This window comes from Capnocytophaga sp. G2 (assembly GCF_035282625.1).
Taxonomy (GTDB): domain Bacteria; phylum Bacteroidota; class Bacteroidia; order Flavobacteriales; family Flavobacteriaceae; genus Capnocytophaga.
In genome coordinates this window covers 213,219-234,270 of the sequence record NZ_JAYKBU010000001.1, presented here as the reverse complement: position 1 = coordinate 234,270, position 21,052 = coordinate 213,219, and the positions used below count along the sequence as shown (strand labels likewise).

The 21,052-nt window shown below is 39.2% G+C and carries 14 protein-coding genes; 9 read left to right on the top strand and 5 right to left on the bottom strand.

The window, feature by feature from the left end:
* Nucleotides 1–2 precede the first annotated feature (2 nt).
* Genes VJJ03_RS01185 through VJJ03_RS01175 form a run of 3 tightly spaced genes read right to left on the bottom strand, consistent with a single transcriptional unit; the run spans nt 3 to nt 5,770 of the window.
* Nucleotides 3–1,040: a substrate import-associated zinc metallohydrolase lipoprotein gene (locus VJJ03_RS01185; RefSeq protein WP_323973324.1), complete on the bottom strand. Its 1,038-nt coding sequence runs from the start codon at nt 1,038–1,040 to the stop codon at nt 3–5.
* Between the two features lie 16 nt (nt 1,041–1,056).
* Nucleotides 1,057–2,598: a RagB/SusD family nutrient uptake outer membrane protein gene (locus tag VJJ03_RS01180; RefSeq protein ID WP_323973323.1), complete on the bottom strand. Its 1,542-nt coding sequence runs from the start codon at nt 2,596–2,598 to the stop codon at nt 1,057–1,059.
* Nucleotides 2,599–2,617: 19 nt separating this feature from the next.
* Nucleotides 2,618–5,770, bottom strand: a complete 3,153-nt coding sequence (locus tag VJJ03_RS01175; RefSeq protein ID WP_323973321.1) for a SusC/RagA family TonB-linked outer membrane protein — start codon at nt 5,768–5,770, stop codon at nt 2,618–2,620.
* A 276-nt stretch (nt 5,771–6,046) separates the two neighbouring features.
* Here VJJ03_RS01175 and VJJ03_RS01170 point away from each other — a divergent pair, with 276 nt between their 5' ends.
* The gene (locus VJJ03_RS01170; protein WP_253908244.1) at nt 6,047–6,679 is read left to right on the top strand and encodes an ATP-binding cassette domain-containing protein; all 633 of its coding nucleotides are present in this window, start codon (nt 6,047–6,049) and stop codon (nt 6,677–6,679) included.
* 9 nt (nt 6,680–6,688) lie between these two features.
* On the top strand, nt 6,689–7,882 hold the full coding sequence (locus VJJ03_RS01165) for an FtsX-like permease family protein (protein ID WP_323973319.1): 1,194 nt from the start codon (nt 6,689–6,691) through the stop codon (nt 7,880–7,882).
* A gap of 73 nt (nt 7,883–7,955) precedes the next feature.
* Here VJJ03_RS01165 and hemL read toward each other — a convergent pair whose 3' ends face one another.
* The gene (gene hemL / locus VJJ03_RS01160; protein WP_009744885.1) at nt 7,956–9,251 is read right to left on the bottom strand and encodes a glutamate-1-semialdehyde 2,1-aminomutase; all 1,296 of its coding nucleotides are present in this window, start codon (nt 9,249–9,251) and stop codon (nt 7,956–7,958) included.
* Between the two features lie 96 nt (nt 9,252–9,347).
* Between hemL and VJJ03_RS01155 the strand changes: the two genes are divergently transcribed.
* The 3 genes from VJJ03_RS01155 (at nt 9,348) to VJJ03_RS01145 (ending at nt 13,849) form a co-directional block, all read left to right on the top strand.
* Nucleotides 9,348–9,803, top strand: a complete 456-nt coding sequence (locus VJJ03_RS01155) for a type ISP restriction/modification enzyme (RefSeq protein ID WP_323973317.1) — start codon at nt 9,348–9,350, stop codon at nt 9,801–9,803.
* A gap of 305 nt (nt 9,804–10,108) precedes the next feature.
* Nucleotides 10,109–11,770 (top strand): DNA repair protein RecN, encoded by a 1,662-nt coding sequence (gene recN, locus VJJ03_RS01150; RefSeq protein WP_323973315.1) that lies wholly within the window; start codon nt 10,109–10,111, stop codon nt 11,768–11,770.
* Between the two features lie 216 nt (nt 11,771–11,986).
* Nucleotides 11,987–13,849: an ABC-F family ATP-binding cassette domain-containing protein gene (locus VJJ03_RS01145; RefSeq protein WP_323973314.1), complete on the top strand. Its 1,863-nt coding sequence runs from the start codon at nt 11,987–11,989 to the stop codon at nt 13,847–13,849.
* Nucleotides 13,850–13,916: 67 nt separating this feature from the next.
* Here the strand turns inward: VJJ03_RS01145 and VJJ03_RS01140 are convergent, their stop codons facing one another.
* A complete protein-coding gene (locus VJJ03_RS01140) occupies nt 13,917–14,339 on the bottom strand; it encodes a SlyB protein (RefSeq protein ID WP_323973312.1) in 423 nt (140 codons plus the stop codon).
* 433 nt (nt 14,340–14,772) lie between these two features.
* Between VJJ03_RS01140 and VJJ03_RS01135 the strand changes: the two genes are divergently transcribed.
* The 4 genes from VJJ03_RS01135 to VJJ03_RS01120 all read left to right on the top strand — a co-directional run bounded on the left by VJJ03_RS01135 (nt 14,773) and on the right by VJJ03_RS01120 (nt 21,029).
* On the top strand, nt 14,773–16,380 hold the full coding sequence (locus VJJ03_RS01135; protein ID WP_323973310.1) for an L-lactate permease: 1,608 nt from the start codon (nt 14,773–14,775) through the stop codon (nt 16,378–16,380).
* Nucleotides 16,381–16,522: 142 nt separating this feature from the next.
* Nucleotides 16,523–18,277: an alpha-amylase family protein gene (locus VJJ03_RS01130; protein ID WP_323973308.1), complete on the top strand. Its 1,755-nt coding sequence runs from the start codon at nt 16,523–16,525 to the stop codon at nt 18,275–18,277.
* A 57-nt stretch (nt 18,278–18,334) separates the two neighbouring features.
* On the top strand, nt 18,335–18,904 hold the full coding sequence (locus VJJ03_RS01125; protein ID WP_323973306.1) for a MarC family protein: 570 nt from the start codon (nt 18,335–18,337) through the stop codon (nt 18,902–18,904).
* Between the two features lie 154 nt (nt 18,905–19,058).
* Nucleotides 19,059–21,029 carry an alpha-amylase family glycosyl hydrolase gene (locus VJJ03_RS01120; RefSeq protein ID WP_009744877.1) on the top strand — a complete coding sequence of 657 codons (1,971 nt, stop codon included), beginning with the start codon at nt 19,059–19,061 and terminating at the stop codon, nt 21,027–21,029.
* Nucleotides 21,030–21,052: the final 23 nt, after the last annotated feature.

The following is a 21,052-nucleotide window of genomic DNA, read 5'->3' as shown; positions in this document are numbered from 1 at the left end:
AATTACCATTCAAATTGAGTAAAATCTTTATTTTGCAAATTAGCATGTCGCCTATGGATTTCCTCTCGTAAGGCATCAATATCAATACTCCATTCTCCCTTGAGATAGCCTCTAACCATTCCTATCTTCTTCAGAAGTATTTCCTTTCCTGTATACTGAGCAGAAGTATTATTCTTCCCATCGGCTTTGGCAAGTTCTTCTTCCCAGATATATCCTTTGCGAAGTATTCCTGTCCTCCAAGTATTATAAGCAGTATCATCCAACCCATCTCCATCAGTATCCTTAGTAGTATCCGTGGTTTCACACCCACATTGATTTTTCTGATAGTAGATGATATAGCGAGCTATAGTCTCCACAAAATCCTCATGGATATTATCACTGGCATACGCACTGATAAATCCTGATTTAAGATAAGTATTTCCTGCCCAAGAGCGTTGCCAAGCGCCTCCTTTATAATCGGCAATGGATAACTTTTCAAATTCTTTAGGGACTATTTTAACCTGTTCCAATAAGTGAGAGGATTCATGATAGATAAGCCGTAGTACACGGTTATCAATATTCATAATTTCTGTAGGATCGGAGGTTGTAGGGTCAATATTATTAACACCCAGCATTTCTATTTTTACAGCATTGGTAGCCAGCCCATTATAAGCAGTACCTACGTCTGAGAAAGCACGAGAACCTATGAATACTAATTCCTTAGGAGAATAATTCTGTAAGAATCCCTTAGGAGTAAGCATGGTATAAGGCTCATAATACATGTATTTGAGGAAATTAGCCATTTCTAAGGCTTTCTGAGCAGAAGGAGGTGCCACATAACGGAACATATTTCGGCTGACATCATTCTCTGAAAATCGGTATACAATACGTACATTATAGGGTTGGGTAAATTTTTCAATGATATACCTATCCAATTCTGTACGGTTCTGTAGTTCTTCTTTAGTGGTAAGTTGTACCACACTCTCATCACTTTGAGGCTTGTCCTTACTACAAGCCAATGTGAAAAGGGCTATGATAAGAGGTATATATAATTTTTTCATTTTCTTATATTTTAATTTATCTTTCATTCTGTTGCATACCTGCAGCTACTACATCTACAGGTAGGGGGAGGGTACGCCTCTTATCATCTTTGGAAAGAATAGCCTTTACATAGGCAGTGCCTTCATTATCCAACTGATGGCGGTATATCTCTATCCCATAACGGCGAATATCATACCATCGTAATCCCTCTCCAAGAGTTAATAACCTGCGACATTGTAGGAGGAAATGTAATAGATTCTCCTGCTCACTATCAATTGAGAAAGCAGGATAGAGATGTTTCTTTTGAGTGGCATGGCTGAGCATGGTAGTGGTGTCATAGCTGGAATACTCTATATGTTGGTACCCTGTATTAATCTCATTCTGAGTAAACTGAGTACCTGCTGTAAGGTATCCTTTGGTAAAGAGATTAAGGTCACTTATAGCCCCCGCATAATTTTTCTGTAATATACGAGCCTCTGCACGTACCAGAAGAGTTTCATCAGTGGAGAAGAGGACAATCTGAGAGCGATTATTCACATAAGTAGGATATTTTGTATAAGTATACTTACTTATCTCTGTGCGGTAGCGTTCAAAGGCTTTATCCTTGTAGTTATTCTGCCAAAGGTTATTTTCTGCACGGAATGTCTCACGTACAGAAATAGCAGCTCCATGAGTAAAGCGAGCAACGGCAGTCCCGTCTATATAGGAAGTAGCGTTGGTATGCACGGTTGCTAAGAAGATATTGGCATCAAGGTCATCTCGAGTATATTCTTTAGCATGAGGATCCTCACTGGATAGCGCCTGAAAAGTTCCCCAATTACGTAAGGTAGTGGGAGTCTCCACACCCCCTAAGGCTTGAGTAGCCATTGCCTCTGCTTGATTCCATTTTTCATAATAGAGATAGAAGCGTGCCGCAAAAGCTTGTGCTGCTCGCTTATTAAAATGTAGTTTAGGTACCTTATAGTAACTATCATTGATAAGTTCAAGTCCCTGAATAAGGTCTCTCTCAATACGTTGGTATACATCAGCCACCGTATTACGGGAGCGTTCAGCCTTGAATTCATTGATACTTTCTTCCAAATAAGGAACTCCTAAGTCTGTATTACTAGTTTGTGTATTATAGTGCTTCCCAAAAAGATTCACCAGAACAAAATGAGCATACGCACGTATGACCAAAGCTTCGCCTTTAGAGGCTCTAAGTTCAGGAGTATTTTCTCCCAAGTTCTCAATAGCTTCCAGAGCCACATTGGCATGATAAATCATAGAATAGTTATCACTCCATATATTACGAAGCCCATCACGAGCTCCATATTCATGAAAATTCTTATCCCAGTACACCAGTTCACTAATGAAAGGTAGAGTGCGCCTATTACCCTCTCCTATATCATCAATGTTATCAGAGGAAAATTCAGTAACCAAAGCTGTAGTACGGTTAGGATAAGCACTTACTAAGAATTTTTGTATCTTATCAGCAGAATCAAGTTCCACTCGGTTATCAGGATTTTTATCTAAAAACTTATTACACCCCACCAAAGAAAAGAGGAGTAAAGTAATGAAGTATATTTTATTTTTTTTCATATCTGTCATTTTAAAATGATTATAAACCTACACGTAAGCTAAAGGTAATTTGTTTAGGATTCGGAATAAAAGTACTCCCCCCTGAGAATTCAGGATCAGCTCCATTGAGTTTTTTATCTGCATAAAGTAGAAAGAGGTTGGTCGCTTGTAATTTCATACCCAATCGTTTCACTTTCATTGCTTTAACAGTATCTCTATCAAAATCATACCCAACAGAAACTTCCTTCAGGCGAATAAAATCTCCTTTGGCGATACGCACATCCGAGTAATTATAAGCAGTATAGGCATATTGTAGGTTAGGCATCATATCACGCTGATAGGAGGAAGCTATCACAGGCACATTGGTACGGTTTTCATCGCCAGGTTGCATCCAGCGATTGGTAAACTCCTTAGGCATCGCCAAAGCATCATTATCATAATTGGACTTGAAAGCAGTGGGCAAGCGCAATACATTTCCAAAGGAATAGGTAACTAATATATTAAGGGATAGTCCTTTGTACCTAAAGAGATTGCCGAAACTCCCTACATCGGTAGGCTTGGTAGTTCCTGAATATTGCAAAAAATCTAGATGATCTCGTTGGTCAAAACGAATACCATCAATGGTAGTATTCCCATTAGAATCAGAAAAAGTAGGTAAACCATCGCTATTAAGCCCCCTGAAGGGAATGGAGAAGATAGAACTCACAGGATACCCTTCTTTAGAGAAACCACTACCACGTACCATATCAGTAATAGAAGCATCTACATAAAGTTTGGTGATTTTATTCTCATTCTTCGCGTAAATAAAAGTGGTTGTCCAAGAGAAATCCTTAAGCTTAATATTCTGTGTCTCGAGACTGAGATCCACTCCGTAGGAATGCATCTGAGCTACATTCCCTACACGTACTACCGTTCCATTTAATCCCTGTGTAGGTACACGCCCAATAAGGTCATAGTTATTACGAGTATACCCGTCAAGAGCAAAATTAATGCGGTTCTTAAGGAATCCCATCTGTACTCCAAGATTAAGTTCCTGTTTTTTCTCATAAGTAAGGTCATGATTCGCAGGGTCACTCACTTTCAAGGCTGTTTCCCGAGTGCGATCATTACTACGCCAAGGAATATCTCCTATGATTTTCACTAAGGAAGTATTGGCAGAAGGGCTCTCAGGGGTTACCCCAAAAGAAACTTTGAAGGAGAGGTTAGAAAGTGGTTGGAGTTTATAGAAGAAATCCTCCCTTGTAACATTCCAAGTAAATGCTACGTTCCAAGTAGGTATCCAGCGGATATAGCGTGATTTGGCAAACTTGTTCGTACCATCATAACGTAGCGTTCCATTAAATATATACTTATCTTTATAGCCATATATAGCATTGGAGAAAAAAGCCACATTACGAGTAGTGGTACGTGTTACTGTATAATAATAAGGAGAACTACTCTCTTGAATTTGCTTGAATGCTTCATAAGAAAAATAAGAGATTTCTCCCATATCATACATCAAACCAAAGTTCTTCCCCCAGTCTTTACTGCGATAAGTATCATTGGTTTCCATTCCTCCAAAGAGTTGTATCTTATGGATTCCCCTTCCAAAAGCATCCTTATAGCTAAGGGTAGCTCGGAAATCCTTTCCATTGAGTAGGCTTTCACTTTTCTCACGAATACCTCCTTGAGGGAGCACGGTACGCTTTACGTCAAAATCATCATAAGGATCTTCATACAAGAACTCATTATTATTAATCATATTAAGATTATCCATTGCCCGATATGCCCTTGCTAAGTTGGAGTTTTCTGTTTGGTTAAGCTCTTGGGAGATACTTTGGTACTTAATAGCTCCAAGTGCTGTCGCCTCTATTTTAGGAGTAACCTGCCAGGAGAGGCGACCTTGTATTTTGATATCTCCAATATTGGTGTGGGTATAATTATTCTCAAGTTCCTCAAAAATATTCATCTGTGCATAACGATAGCGATAATACTGAGTAGGATCAAGTGTTCTAGATGCATTCAGAGCATAAGAATAAGGGTTGAGTCCAAACTCTGTAGAAACTTTTCCTGAAATAGGATCTACACTACCTGACGTTTTCCCTTGCCGATATGCTCCATTAACAATTACATTGAAGGTTACTTTATTACTAATTTTGTAGTTAGCATTAAGGTTAGCTGTATAACGGTCACTATTGCTATACTTCATCCACCCCGGATCTGTAAGGACACTTACAGAGGCATAGTAAGAGGCTTTATCAGTACCTGTGGAGAGACTTACTGCATGATTTTGCATGACCCCTGTCTCAAAGAGCTTGGAGAACCAGTCCGTGTTACGCCTTTCAGCTGCTTGCAAATAGGCTGTTTTAGCTGCTTCCGTATTATCTAATCCAAAGTTCCCATCAGCGCCTGCCGTATTGAGTAGTTCGTACATACGGGCAATTTCTCCTTTATTCTTACGATTGGTAAGTGTTTCATAGGAAAAATTCCCTCTTCTGAGCATTTCCATGAAAAAATCCATCTGCTCCTGAGAATTCATGATGTTAAAATTACTATAGGAAGGAATCATACGGAAAGTGGACTCATTGGTATAAGTAATACTACTGGTGCCTTTTGATCCTTTGCGTGTAGTAATAACAATAACACCCGCCACCGCACGAGGACCATAGATAGAAGTTGCTGAAGCATCCTTAAGCACACGGAAGGAAGCGATATCATCCGAGGAAAGCCCTCCCAAAGCTGACGCTATAAGTGTTTTTGCATCAGAGGAAGAAAGAGCATCGGGGGAAAGTTCCACTCCATCATCAAGAATAACCCCATCCACTACCCATAGGGGTTTGCTTGTCCCATAAATGGAGGAGGGACCTCGCACATTGGTGCGCGCTACTCCTTCAGAAGTAGCAGGCTGAGCAGTAGTTGTTTGTTGCTCCATCACTACATCCAACGTGGAGGATTGTCTCACTGTACGTTCAAGAGTTCTCATCCCTAAAAAAGAAAAGACGAGAATATCTCCTTCCTTAACATTCATGGTATACCTACCATCTGTCCCTGTTAGAACATTAACAGCAGGATTCTCTTTCAGGGAAACACTCACCCCTACTAAAGGGACTCCTTGCTGATTGCTCACAAGACCGCTAATTTTCTTCTCTTGCGCAAAAGTATGAATCACTCCAAACAGGAAAAATAATAAGTAAATGCTTATTTTAATTCGCATAAAATTAGTTTTTTATTTTGCCCGCAAATATACAAAAATATGTCATACAAAAAATAAATTTTTCCATTATCATTAACAAGAACATTATTTTAAAACCATTCTAAATATACTAATATTATAAAATGATTTATAAATAAGATTTTTTATAAAAAATGTGTTTTTATTTGAGAATCATTCCATTTTTTACTTGAAATCCCAAATGCAAAATATTTTTCTTAAATCAAAAAGGCTATATCCTGATTATTTTGTATTTTTGTCTTCTCAAGTTTAAGAATTATGAATATTGTTTTACATCACTTGAAACCTTCTTACATGTCCACACAGGAGGTTACCCCTTCGGATATCTACTTACAAGAGAAAGTTACCTTCAATGAGGGCAAGCATTATCTTATCAGGGCACAATCGGGTCATGGGAAAACATCTCTATTGAATTTCTTATATGGAGAGAGTTATGCTTATAATGGAACCATTATTTATAATGGAGAAGAACACCCCAAGAACCTCTTCTCATACCGAAGAAATAAGCTCAGCTACCTGTTTCAAGATCTAAAACTTTTCCCTACACTTACTGCTATGGAGAATATACAACTAAAGAATAGGATCACCTCATACTTTTCCAAAGAACAAATAGATGACCTTTTTGAAGAAATAGGATTGGCTCATAAGCGAAAGGCACTCCTCTCTACCCTATCCTTAGGGCAACGCCAGCGCATAGCTTTCTTACGCACCTTAGCTCAACCCTTTGAAGTTCTCCTGTTAGATGAGCCTTTTAGCCATTTGGATAATGCCAATACCATGATCCTAAAGGAAATCCTTAAGAGGGAACTCTCCCAGAGGGGAGCTTCTCTATTACTTACCTCCCTTGAAGCTAACACTCTGCTAAATTATGATAAAGTATTAAACCTATAGAAAACTACCATGTTACGGAAACTCCAGCAAAAAACCCTTATAAAATCACAATTATTGGCTTATGTACTTGCTTTAATAGTAGGGACAACACTGTTAATGGTTATATTTCAGCTTTACAAGGATGTAAAGCCTATCCTAAAAGAACAAACAGATGTTTTCTCTAGCAAATATGCGGTAATAAGTAAGAATATTTCTGCTTTTAAGACTTTTAATAAAGAAAGCATTTACTTTACTCCTGCTCAGCAAGAGGCTTTACGTAGAGAATCCTTTGTCAAGAATGTAGTTCCTTTCACGGTAGCCACCTTTAAGATAGGTGCCTTTACCACTGAAGGAGAGGGTATCCCTCTATTCTATACAGACCTGTTCTTTGAGAGTATTCCTAATAAATATCTGGATATAAATCCTGAGAATTGGCTTTGGGATTCTACTCGTTCTTTTGTACCCATAATTATTCCTGAAAATTACCTCTCCTTATATAATTTTGGCTTTGCAGAAAGTCAAGGACTCCCTGTATTCTCTAAGGGAATGATCAGCCAAATTCCTTTCCAATTGCGACTCTCCGGTAATGGTAAAGAAAAGACCTTCTCCAGCCATATTGTGGGGTTCTCCAGCAAAATCAACTCTATCCTTGTCCCAGAGGATTTCCTTATGTGGGCTAACCAAACCTATGGTACACCTTCCAACCGGTGTTCTCGCCTCTTAATAGAGTTTCATGACCCTTCTGAGCAGCGTATCCTTGCTTATTTTAATGAACACAATTATACCATTAACAAAGATGAATTAGAACTGAGTAAAATGAGCTTTTTCTTTACATCCGCCCTATGGGGGATAGTAGGTATTGCTGTGCTTATTATCCTACTGGCTATAGGCATCATTCTCTTAAGTATTAACCTTATCATGCAACGCAACAAAGAACAAATTACCTCTCTCTTTATTATTGGCTATACTCCTACAGAGATCGCTCGCTATTATCAGTGGGTGATAACCTTAGTAACACTTATAGGTATAGGTCTTTCTTTCTCCCTAAGTTATTATCTTAGAATATTATATATGAAAAGGTTTGAAAGTCTGTTCTCTATTACCTCTACAGAATCTCTACTTTCTATCATTGCTCTTACGCTGATGATCTTTTTTATTTTATTCTTTCATATAATGATTGTCAGGATGATAAAAAATATAGTTACTCCAAAAAAGCACCTATGACCCACCAAAACAAAGAGCAGAGATTACTAAGATAGATCTCTGCTCTTATTCTATATTATTCTGTGAATCAATGCTATATTTCTCCTTTTTCTACTGCTTCCTTAAGGGCATTCACCGTTATATCTAAGTCGGAATAGGAAAGGGCATCATTAAGAAAATAACTTTCATAACCACTAGGGGGTAAGTAGATCCCTCGAGAGAGCATCGCATGGAAGTATCTCTTAAAGCGATTATGATCTGCCTTCTGTGCTGAGGAAAAATCGGTTACAGGCTCCTCAGAGAAGAACACAGAACACATTGATCCAAAGCGATTTACCTGACAAGGAATTCCTCCTTCAGTAAGCACTTTTCGGATACCCTCTTGCAAATAAGCGGTTTTTTTATCTAAACTTTCAAATACTTCAGGATGATTTTCTATCTCAGTGAGCATTGCCAGTCCTGCACTCATAGCAAGCGGGTTACCACTGAGCGTACCTGCCTGATATACGGCTCCTTGAGGAGCTAAGTGATCCATAATTTCTGTACGTGCAGCAAAGGCAGCTACAGGCAAGCCTCCTCCTATCACTTTTCCGAAAGTAACCATATCAGCTCGAATGCCTAAGACTTCTTGAGCTCCTCCTTTAGCCAAACGAAAACCTGTCATTACCTCATCTAAGATAAGGAGTGTTCCTTGTTCATCACATAAGGAACGAAGAGCTTCCAAGAATCCTTTCTGGGGCAATACACAGCCCATATTTCCTGCAATAGGTTCTACGATAATCGCCGCAATTTGCTTAGGATGTGCTACAAAGAGTTCCTTTACCGAATTAAGATTATTATACTGAGCAAGTAGGGTATCCTTAGCGGTACCTTGGGTTACCCCTGGACTATTAGGTACCCCGAAAGTAGTCGCTCCACTCCCTGCCGCTATCAGAAAAGAATCTGAATGTCCATGATAACAGCCCGCAAACTTAATAATTTTATCTCTTTTGGTATAGCCACGTGCTAAGCGGATCGCACTCATACATGCCTCTGTGCCACTATTAACAAAACGTATCTTATCCACATTAGGTACCATAGAAAGTGCTTTTTCGGCAATCTGAGTCTCTACCTCAGTAGGCATTCCAAAGGAGGTACCCTTTTTAGCGCGTTCAGTAACTGACTTAATCACAGGAGGGTAAGCATGTCCAAAAAGCAATGGTCCCCATGAGGCAATATAATCAATAAGTTTATTCCCATCGGCATCATATAGGTAAGCTCCCTCAGCGCGTTCTACAAAAACAGGGGTTCCTCCTACAGAGTTAAAAGCACGTACGGGGGAATTAACTCCTCCTGGTAACACCTGTTGGGCTGCTTGAAACAGCTCACTACTTCTTTTGTATATTAACATGTTTCTATCATCTTTATTTCTTGGTGCAAAATTACAAATTTAATTTTACTTTTTTTCACTACCTTTGCATTAAAAATTAACACTATTGTTTCCTCTATGATTCACACCTATATCACCCAGCTTGACATCCTTTATCACTCTGGCAAAGCCACTGAACACTCTTATCGCCCTGAACTCACCTCCCACTTCTACCGAGGAGAAGAACTCCTGCACTACGCCACCATAGGCAAATACCTGCGAGAGCTACACCTCTTAGAAAGTCCCCTGCTACAAACCCTCATCACCTCTTTCCCCATAGCAGGAGGAAACACCATTACCGAAATAAAATGGGTAGATACTAGGCAAAAAGACAAAGGCAACGTATATATCAACGATACCCAATACTTTCAAGACGTATCCCTCAAAGCATGGGAAGCCTACATCGGGGGCTACCAGCCCGCCCAAAAATGGCTCAAAGATCGCAAAGATCATATCCTGAGCTATGACGACATTATGCACTACCAGCAGATGATTGTTGCTCTGACTAAAATGCAAGAGGTCATGAAAAATTAACAATTAATCCTTTATCATTGGTAATAAAATTTGTATTTTTGCCCTTAAAATGACATCATGAGTCCTATGGCTACTCTTTTAGAATACATCATTCAGCCATGTAAAAGTACTCTCCTTTCGGACTATCACAAGGAGCCTATCCCGTAAGCCTGCCTTTGCTCCTAAGTTCAAGGATTTCCTACCCCTTACAGAAAAACAAGAGTGCTATGGAATATTTTTTATAGAAAACCTTTAATAATGATTAATGCCAACAGTAATTAATACTATCGTCACCCATTAATCATTAAACATTAATCATTGAATTCGTGTTACAAACATTAGCTATTAAGAACTTTGCCCTTATTGAGGATATCAAAATGAATTTCTCCAAGGGTTTTACTATTATCACTGGGGAGACAGGCTCAGGGAAGTCTATCCTCTTGGATGCACTTGCTTTGGTTTTAGGAAAGCGAGCCGACCTCAGTGCCCTGAGAAATCCTGAAGAGAAATGCATCGTGGAAGCTGAATTTTCCATAGGAAACTATGCTTTAGCCGATTTTTTCAAAGAAGAAGAACTGGATTATGAACCACTAACTATCATTCGTAGGGAAATACTCCCTTCAGGAAAATCCCGTGCTTTTATTAATGACAGTCCTGTTACCTTGGATGTGCTCTCAACACTGGGAAAAGCACTCATTGACATCCATTCCCAACATGATACTCAACAGCTCAGCGAGGAGGATTTCCAGTTTTTCCTTATAGATTCCTTAGCTGAAGACACCTCTCTTTTGCAGGAATACCAAGCCGCTCTGAAAATCTATAAAAAAGAAACCAAAAAGCTCCAAGAACTTTTAGATTTCCAGCAGAATACCCAAAAGGAACATGATTATAATACTTTTATATTAGAAGAGTTACAGGAAATAGACTTAGAAGAAGGCATGCAAGAGGAATTGGAAACTTTCTATAACCAAGCTTCCAATAGTGAATCCATTAGGGATCATCTTTCCGAAGCTGCCAATACCTTGGCAGAAGAAGAATATGGTATTATGACACAAATGCGAGAGCTTTCCTCCCTCTTCTCCACCCTTAGTAGCTATTCTCCTCAGTATAATGAACTCTATGAGCGTATAGATGCCGCATATATAGAGCTTGATGACCTCGCCCGTGAAGTATACGACTTAGCAGAAAACGTAGAGTTTGACCCCAAGCAGCTCGCTCGTGCACAGAAGAAACTCCAAAAACTCTATGACTTACAGAAGAAGCACAAGGCTAACACCGTAGAAGAACTTATTGCCATTAAGGAAACTTTACAGGCAAAGGTCTCCCAAATGGAGAATATAGAAGAGGATATTGCTCTTAAGCAAAAAGAAGTAGACAAAGCTTTTCAAGCCCTTAATACCATTGCTCAGAAACTCCATAAGGTACGGGAGAAAGTACTTCCAACCCTTATTAAGAGCCTACAGACAACCTTGAAGGATTTAGGAATACCTAATGCTCAATTCCAAATCAGCTTAACTCCCACAGAACATTATCTTACCAAAGGCAATGACACTCTTTCTTTCCTTTTTTCAGCCAATAAAGGGGGACACTTTGGGTTGCTTAAGAAAACTGCCTCTGGAGGAGAATTATCCCGCATTATGCTTGCTATCAAGCATCTCCTCGCATCCAAGATAGCCCTACCAACAATTATTTTTGATGAGATAGACACGGGAGTTTCTGGAGAAATAGCTCACAAAATGGGAGAAATTATGAAGCAGATGAGTCAAAATAGACAGGTATTTGCTATCTCTCATCTACCACAAGTAGCCAGTAAGGGAGATGCTCACATTAAAATATACAAAACAGATATTGCTGGACGTACTACGACCTTGTTCAAAAACCTATCCCCTGAAGAGCGTGTGGAGGAAATCGCTCAAATGCTCGGTGGTAAGGACATCACTGACTCTGCCCGCACACATGCAAAAGAGTTGTTAGGAAGCAAAAAGTGAAAAATACCCTTATCATCAGGGAGCCTATAGTTCTCTACAAGGAACTACAAGCCCCCTTAATAGGCACAAGCTAATGTCGCCGAATACTTGCAAGCGAATATATACCTCGCACCAGCGAATGAAATCTGTGGAACTGAGGCAGAAGGAACAAATCACCTACTTATCTCAAACTCATATTAACTTTTCACTATTACTCTTTACCTTTTACTTAAATTAATGAATCTTTTATCTGTAGAAAACATATCTAAGGCATTTGGAGAACGTATCCTCTTCCAAAATGTGTCCTTTGGCATTAACAAAGACCAAAAAATAGCCCTTATTGCCAAAAATGGCGCTGGGAAGAGTTCTCTGTTACATATCCTTACTGGGCAAGATACGCCTGACACGGGACAGGTAATCACTCGTAATGGCTTACAAATAGGCTTTCTTTCACAAGAGCCTGAGTTACCCCAAGAACTTACTATTGAGGATTTTATCTTTAGGGGAGAGAATCCTATCTTAAAAGTTATTCAGCAATATGAGCATGCCTTAGAATATCCTGAGAACGAAACACAATATCAAAGAGCCTTTGAGGCAATGGAGCGCCATGAGGCTTGGGATTTCGAAACCCAATACAAGCAAATCCTTTTCCAGCTGAAACTCACTGACCTACACCTGCCTATTAAGCATCTTTCAGGAGGACAACGTAAAAGGCTTGCTCTTGCCAATGTCCTGATCAGCAAGCCTGATCTTATCTTCTTAGATGAGCCTACCAATCATCTTGATCTTGAGATGATTGAGTGGTTGGAGAGCTTTTTTGCTAAGGAAAAGATGACTCTTTTTATGGTTACTCACGACCGCTATTTTCTGGAGCGTGTATGCAATGAAATTCTAGAACTTGACGGAGGTACCCTCTACAGTTACAAGGGAAATTACAGCTATTTTCTAGAGAAAAAACAACAGCGCCTACAACAAGAGCAAGCCTCTCAGGAAAAGGCAAAGAACCTATATATACGTGAATTGAACTGGATACGCCGACAACCCAAAGCGCGTACCACCAAGAGCAAATCCCGGATTGATGATTTTGCCCTCATTAAAGAACAAGCCCAAAAACGCCGGCGCGAACATGTAGTAGAGCTTGAGATAGCCATGCAACGCTTGGGTAGCAAGATTATTGAACTGCATAATGTTGTGAAGAAATTCCCAGAGAAAGCTATTTTAGACCACTTCTCTTACGTCTTCAAGCGAGGAGAACGGGTAGGTATCATTGGAAAGAATGGCACAGGAAAAAGTACCTTCCTGAACCTCTTAACTGGAAGAACTAAGCCCGATGCTGGGAAAATTATAATTGGAGAAACTGTGCAATTTGGCTACTATACCCAACAAGGGATTGAGATAAATCCACAGGAGAAAGTCATAGATGTGATTAAGAAGTATGGTGAATATATTCCTTTGCTCAAAGGACGTACACTTTCGGCAGCACAGCTCTTGGAACGATTTCTCTTTGATCGCAAGAAACAATATGACTATGTGGAAAAACTCAGTGGAGGAGAACGTAAGCGCCTATATCTCTGTACTGTACTGATTCAGAATCCTAATTTCCTGATTCTGGATGAGCCTACCAATGATCTGGATATTGTAACTTTGAATGTATTGGAGGAATTCCTGTTGGATTATGAAGGATGCCTTGTCATTGTTTCCCATGACCGCTACTTCATGGATAAGATTGTGGACCACCTCTTTGTTTTCAAAGGAGAGGGTGAGGTACAGGACTTCCCTGGCAATTACTCCGATTATTTTGTCTATGAGCAATCCTCTGCTAAGGAAAGTAATAAAACTGAGGAAAAGGAACTTACAAAGAACTCATGGAGAGGAGCTAATAACCCTCTTTCACAGAGTGAACAACGAGAATTCTCTCGCTTGGAAAAAGAAATTTCTCAACTTGAAACTCAGAAGAAAGCACTGGAGAATATTTTCGCTCAGGAAGAACTTACTCAGGAAGAACTTCAAGAGAAATCTCAAGCTTTAAGTGAGGTGCTGAAACTCATAGAAGAGAAGACAGATCGTTGGTTAGAACTTTCTATAAAAAGTGAAGAATAAAAGATAGTGGGAAGTGACAAATTTATCACTTCCCACTATTCACTTTTTCTTTTTCATTCTTATGTCCTTACTTTTCACTTGAAAAGTCCACCTTTACACCAGTTTTAGCAATTTTTTCTTGTACTTTACTAATTTCTTTTTGAAGTTTTTGAATCTTCTTATCACTACTTGCTAATTCCTTATTGGTTTTTTCTGCTTTACGCATTTCACGCTGTGCTCTTTTAGCCTCTGAAGCGGAAGCAGAAGCAGAACCTGCACTGGAGAAAGCAGATGCACGATTGTTAGCCCTATCATTAATCTCAGCTGCTTGCTGTTTGAGTAGCTCATTATTAGCTTGCTCTTTGGCAAGTTCCATCTGTAGGCTGTTGAGTTCCGTATTTAGAGACAATGCTTTTTGTTCATTCTCTAAACGTTTCATTTCAGGAGATTTTCCACCTCCACAAGCTCCTAAAAGGAGGACACTTATACTTAATAATAATACTTTTTTCATAAAATCAAATGTTTAATTTTTAATTTGGGCGCAAAAGTAAATAATCTGTACAAAGATATACGTTAATGTTTTATTAAACTATTACAGATGCTCATTTTATAAAACTTATTGATTATTAGTATTTTAAGCCTATTCAAATATTATCAAAGGGATTTTCTCTGCAATTTTGCAATAAACCTAAGTTAATATGAAAGCAAAATCCGTGAATTTATGGATTAAAGGATTCCTTATAGAACATTTTAACGACATGACCATTTTTTAATATGATCCCATTGAACTACTATACCCCTTCTCTTATAGATACTTTTCTTAAAAGAAAATAATTCTTCAGGAAAACACACCTTAGATATATAAAAAGTCATATATTTGCGAAGAATTAAAGCGGTTCCCGAAAAGCTGGCAGAGTAGGGCATATTAATATCCTAACATAATCATGGATCTCTTTTTAAGTATTTTTCCTATTGTATTGCTTATCTATCTGATGGTCAAGCGTGATGCTTTCCCTTCATACGTAGCACTTCCTTTGATAGCAGGAATTGTATATCTATTACAGCTTTTCTACTTCAAGAATGAATTTATCATACTGAATGCCAATATCGTATCCGCTATTATTTCAGTTTTTACTCCCATTTCTGTTATTTTTGGAGCGATACTTTTCAATCGTATGATGGAATCCTCCGGAGCAATGAACACTCTACGCCACTGGTTAGGAAATATCAGTTCTAATCCTGTAGCTCAGCTAATGATTATAGGTTGGGCATTTACCTTTATGTTGGAGGGAGCCAGCGGATTCGGCACCCCTGTTGCCATTGCTGTCCCTATTTTGGCAGGTTTAGGGTTTAAGCCCATGCAAGTGGTCATATTAGCCTTGGTAATGAATTCCGTTCCTGTATCCTTTGGGGCAGTAGGGACTCCTACTTGGTATGGCTTCAAAACATTACTGGACAGTGGTACCATTAGCCCAGTACAAGTAACTCAGATAGGGCAGATCTCAGCACTAATACACTTTGTAGCAGGTCTTATCATTCCTATACTCGCCTTGCGATTTGTAGTAAGTTGGAAAGAGATAAAGGAGAATATTCTTTTTATTTTCATTAGCATACTCTCTTGTACCATCCCTTATCTTATTATTGCTCAGTTTAATTATGAGTTTCCTGCTCTTGTGGGGGGTGCCATTGGTCTATTAGTCTCTGTCCGTGTAGCAACCAAGGGAATTGGTTTATCCCAAAAGGGCACCTCTGATAAGCCAAGAGAGCCTCTCGCTATGGGCACACTCATCAAAGCACTTTCCCCTACCCTTCTACTTATTATCATTTTAGTGCTTACTCGTATAAAACAGCTTCCTCTTAGAGCCTTGTTCAATGACAATACTGAATGGCTTCGTTTTTCATTAGGAGAATTAGGGGATTTTCAGGTAAGTAAGGGCTTAATCTTTTCTGTTGGAAATATTTTCAATACAGGCATTTCCGATAGTTATAACCTGCTCTACACTCCTGCGCTTATTCCTTTTGTGGTTACCGTACTCCTCTCTATCCCTATATTTACCCTTTCATGGGGGAGGGCTCAAAATATATTCACCAGTAGTTTTGTACAGATCCAAAAGCCCTTCTTAGCCTTAGTGGGCGCAATGATTATGGTCAAGCTCATGATGATAGGAGGGAATTATTCCATGACACAAACCATTGGTACAGGGCTCTCCGATGCTACCCAACACCATTGGATTTCCTTTGCTTCTTTCTTGGGAGCTATAGGCTCCTTCTTTTCAGGTTCCAATACAATTTCCAATGTAACCTTCGGAGCTGTACAGTATTCTGTAGCCTCCTCAGCTGGACTTCCTATATCCCTTATCTTAGCGCTTCAATCCGTAGGAGGAGCTATGGGAAATATGGTATGCATTAATAATATTATTGCAGGATGTTCTGTATTAGGGGTAGATAATGCAGAGGGTACTATTCTGAAAAAGACGGTTATCCCTATGCTCCTCTATGGGGTAATTGCTGCATTGGTAGCTTACCTGATAAAGGTACTGATCTTTAACTAAAAAAGTATTTCTGCGTTTGAAGTAACTCAAAAAAGGTTATCCAAATAAATCAATAACCTTTCCCCTATTATTTTATTACCTTTGCATTTTATTTCACGATGTTAAAACTACAAGTTACAGAACTAATACGTATAGAATATTTATGAAAACAATTATTTATCAAGTACTTGTACGGCTCTTTGGCAATACAAATACCAAGAATATACCTTATGGCAGCCGCCAAGAGAATGGCATTGGAAAATTCTCAGACTTTACCTATGAAGCGCTACAAGGCATTAAGGAATTAGGGGTTACTCATATTTGGCTTACTGGGGTATTACACCATGCCTTAGTAGGGGATTATACCTATTTGGGCATTCCTAATGATTTTCCTTACTTAGTGAAAGGAAGGGCAGGCTCTCCGTATGCTATAAAGGATTTCTACAATGTAGATCCTGACTTGGCAGAGAATCCTATTAACCGCTTGGAGGAATTCGCCTCCTTAGTGGAACGTATTCACCACTGTGGGATGAAAGTCATCATAGATATTGTCCCTAACCATATAGCTCGCCAGTACTTTACGCTCTCAAAGAGAAAAGGAGTAAAAAATTTTGGAGAAGATGATGATACCACTGTAACATACGCCAGAGATAACAATTTCTATTACAATATAGGAGAGAGACTGTGCCTACCTACCCTTTCTCTCGGTTATACTCCTACAGAACCTGCCTTAAGAGAACTCTCCGAAACTCCTTATGTAGAATATCCCGCTAAATGGACAGGGAATTCACGCAGTTCAGCGCCTGAGATTACCGATTGGTACGAAACCGTGAAACTCAATTATGGGATTACTCCCGAAGGGAAAAAGGATTTTGATACACTTCCTTCAGAGTTTGCCCAATGGGACTATGGAACACACTATGCTTTTTGGCGTAGTAAAATTGTCCCAGATACATGGTTGAAATTTAAAGATATTGTAGCGTTCTGGCTCGGATTTGGCATAGATGGTTTTCGCTATGATATGGCGGAAATGGTTCCTGTGGAGTTCTGGAGTTATCTGAATTCTTTTATTAAAACCAAAAAACCAGATAGCTTTCTTATTGCTGAGGTATACAACCCAAACCTTTATCATGATTATTTGTTCATAGGGAAAATGGATGCCCTCTATGATAAGGTAGGCTTATATGATACTTTACGTAATATCATCTGTTATGAACAAACAACTGACAGTATAGATATAGCTGAGCAAGCTGTAAAGGATATTGCCCCACAGATGCTCCACTTCTTAGAGAACCATGATGAACAACGTATCGCCTCCGATGCTTTTGCCTCCGATGCTTTTCGAGGATTACCCGCCATGACCGTAAGCACCTACCTTAGTGATGCCTCTGTTATGTTATATTTTGGACAGGAAGTAGGTGAACGTGCTGAGCAGCATGCTGGCTTTGGGAGCCCCTCTCGTACCTCTATCTTTGACTATATAGGAGTCCCTGCTCACCAACGATGGGTAAATAATAAAAAATATGATGGAGGAGCACTCTCCCCTACTGAAAAAATCTTAAGAGATTTCTACAAACGTTTATTACACCTACCTGTAAAAGGAATTTTTAAGAATATCCATCATTACAACAGAATACATACGCCTTACTATAATGATAAAGTATATAGCTTTGTAAGAGAAGAAGAACGTAGAAAATGGATTATCATAGTGAATTTTAGCAGAACAGAGACCTTTGGTTTTGACCTTCAGATACCTCCTATCCTCTTGCAATCATGGCAACTATCCCAAAAAGATATCCCTCTCACCGAAGAGCTATATCACAAAGAACAAACACTCTTCCATAAAGAACAAGGGAAAATGCGTATAGATATTGCACCTTTGCAATCATTGATTTTCTCTATAGAGACTGTTTCATAATAGGAGTTCATTTTTTGCACAAAAAATCGTATCTTTGTCAGGAAATTTTTTCCTTTCATGAACTTAGAACATATCGCACAAATTTCCTTCAAACTCTTTTGGATCATTGATATCATTGGAGGATTACCTATTTTTATTGGTCTAATGAATCGATTTGGCAGAATACAATCAGAGAAAGCCGCTCTTGTTTCTGCCTGTTTAATGATTACTTTTCTCTTTGCAGGAGAGGCTATGCTTCGCTTCTTGGATATTCCTCTAAAAGTATTTGCTGTAGCAGGAGCTTTCATTCTTTTCATTATTGCAGTGGAGATGATTCTTGGTGTAAGTTTCCATAAAATGGAAGAAGCCAACAGCATTTCCATTGTTCCTATTGCCTTTCCTTTGCTCGCAGGACCTGGGGTACTAACCATGATACTTTCCTTACATTCTACCTACTCCTCCATTGATATTGTTATCTCTATCCTCATCAATATAGTCATCGCTTATGTAGTTATTAAGCACTGCCGTAAGATTAATGATTGGTTAGGACAAACAGGGATTATTATAGCCAATAAAATTGCAGGAGTCATTCTCTTAGCCCTCTCTATTAAGATGTTTGCCGATAATTGGAAGACCATTTTTGAATGATTTTTAGAAATCATAATAGTTTTCTATTCTATAAAAACATTTTGAATATCTTGTTAAAGGAAATGATTTTTTAGTAGAAAAATAACATTCCTTTATGAAAATATCTAAGGTTTTTTTGCTATTTTTACAACCTAAACCATAAAAGGTTTGAGCTATGTTGTATGATAGTGATACACTCCTGCTCCCTTATAAGGAGATCATGCTAAAGAGGCATGAGAACTACTTGCAGAAATTAACCCTCTTGCAAGGAGAGCATACTCGTCTTGCTGATAGCTGTAACTCTCACTTATACTATGGTTTGCATTTCACTGGTAAGGAGTGGATCCTTAGAGAATGGGCACCCAATGCTACGGCTATCTACCTACTCTTTGAAGAAGATAATTGGCAAAAACATCCACAATATGCCTTCAAAAGGCTTACTCATGAGAATTGGGAGTTGCGCCTACCTGCCACTACACTATCCCATGGTATGCTCTATAAATTGCTTATAGAGTGGCAAGGAGGGTGTGGAGAGCGAATTCCCTCTCACACCTCACGGGCTGTACAGGATCCTTATACAAAAATCTTTACCGCCCAAGTATGGCATCCTGACTCTCCTTATAAGTGGAAACATCCACGACCTACCGGAGGGGAGCGCCCTCTTATCTATGAAGCCCATATAGGAATGTCCACCGAACAACAAAAAGTAAGTACCTTTACTGAGTTTCGCCTTTTTGTTCTGCCTCGTATTGCTTATTTAGGTTATAATACCCTACAACTCATGGCTATACAAGAGCATCCCTATTATGGTTCTTTTGGCTATCAGGTAGCCAATTTCTTTGCCGTGAGTTCACGCTTTGGTACTCCCGAAGAACTGAAAGAACTTATTGATACGGCTCATGGTTTAGGAATCCGAGTTATCTTGGACATTGTTCATTCTCATTCAGTAAGTAATGAGGCAGAGGGCTTAAGCTTGTTTGATGGCACTGACTATCTCTATTTCCACCATGGAGAAAGAGGACATCATCCAGCATGGAATTCCCGCTGTTTTGACTATGGCAAACCGCAGGTCATGAACTTCCTCCTCTCCAATTGTAAATATTGGTTGGAGGAGTATCTTTTTGATGGCTTCCGGTTTGATGGAGTCACCAGCATGCTCTATTATGACCATGGATTGGGTAAGGCTTTTACTGAGTATAGTATGTACTATGATGGAAATGAAGATGTAGATGCCATTACCTACCTAACCCTTGCCAACCAACTTATCCATGAGGTATACCCGCAAGCAATTACTATAGCTGAAGAAATGAGCGGTATGCCGGGTCTTGCTTCTCCTATAAAAGAAGGAGGCATGGGGTTTGACTATAAGATGAGTATGGGAATCCCTGACTATTGGATTAAGCTCCTCAAGGATATCCCCGATGAACAATGGCATGTAGGAAATCTCTATTATGAACTGACTAACAAGCGTGCTGAGGAACTAACTATTAGCTATGCTGAGAGTCATGATCAAGCTTTAGTAGGTGATAAAACAATCTTTTTCCGCCTAACGGATAAAGAAGTTTATACCCAAATGAGTGTCTTTGACCACAGCCTTATCATAGACCGTGCGATGGCACTACATAAGATGATACGCCTTATAACACTGGCTACCGCTGGTGGAGGATACCTTAACTTTATGGGGAATGAGTGGGGACATCCTGAATGGATTGACTTCCCTCGTGAAGGCAATGGAGGCAGTTATGCCCATGCACGTAGGCAATGGAGCCTCTTGGATGACCCCAACTTAAAGTTCAAATACCTTAATGTCTTTGACCGTGCCATGATTCACTTTGCCAAAGAAAGTCATCTTTTGCAGAGCAAACCTCATGTATTGGTACAGGATATAGAAAGGCAGTTATTGGCTTTTGAGCGAGCAGGTTATCTATTTGTCTTTAGCTTTAATCCTAATACTACCTTTGCTAATTACCACTTCGAAGTAAGTGCAGGGAAATATACTTATGTACTCTGTAGTGATCATTCTACCTTTGGTGGGTTAGGACTCATAGACGAACGAACTGAACATTTTACCCAATATATAGCAAATAAGAACCTGATTTCTCTCTATCTCCCCCCTCGTATAGGGATGGTACTTAAAAGAGAATAGAGGAAAGCAAGTCAAGAAAGAGG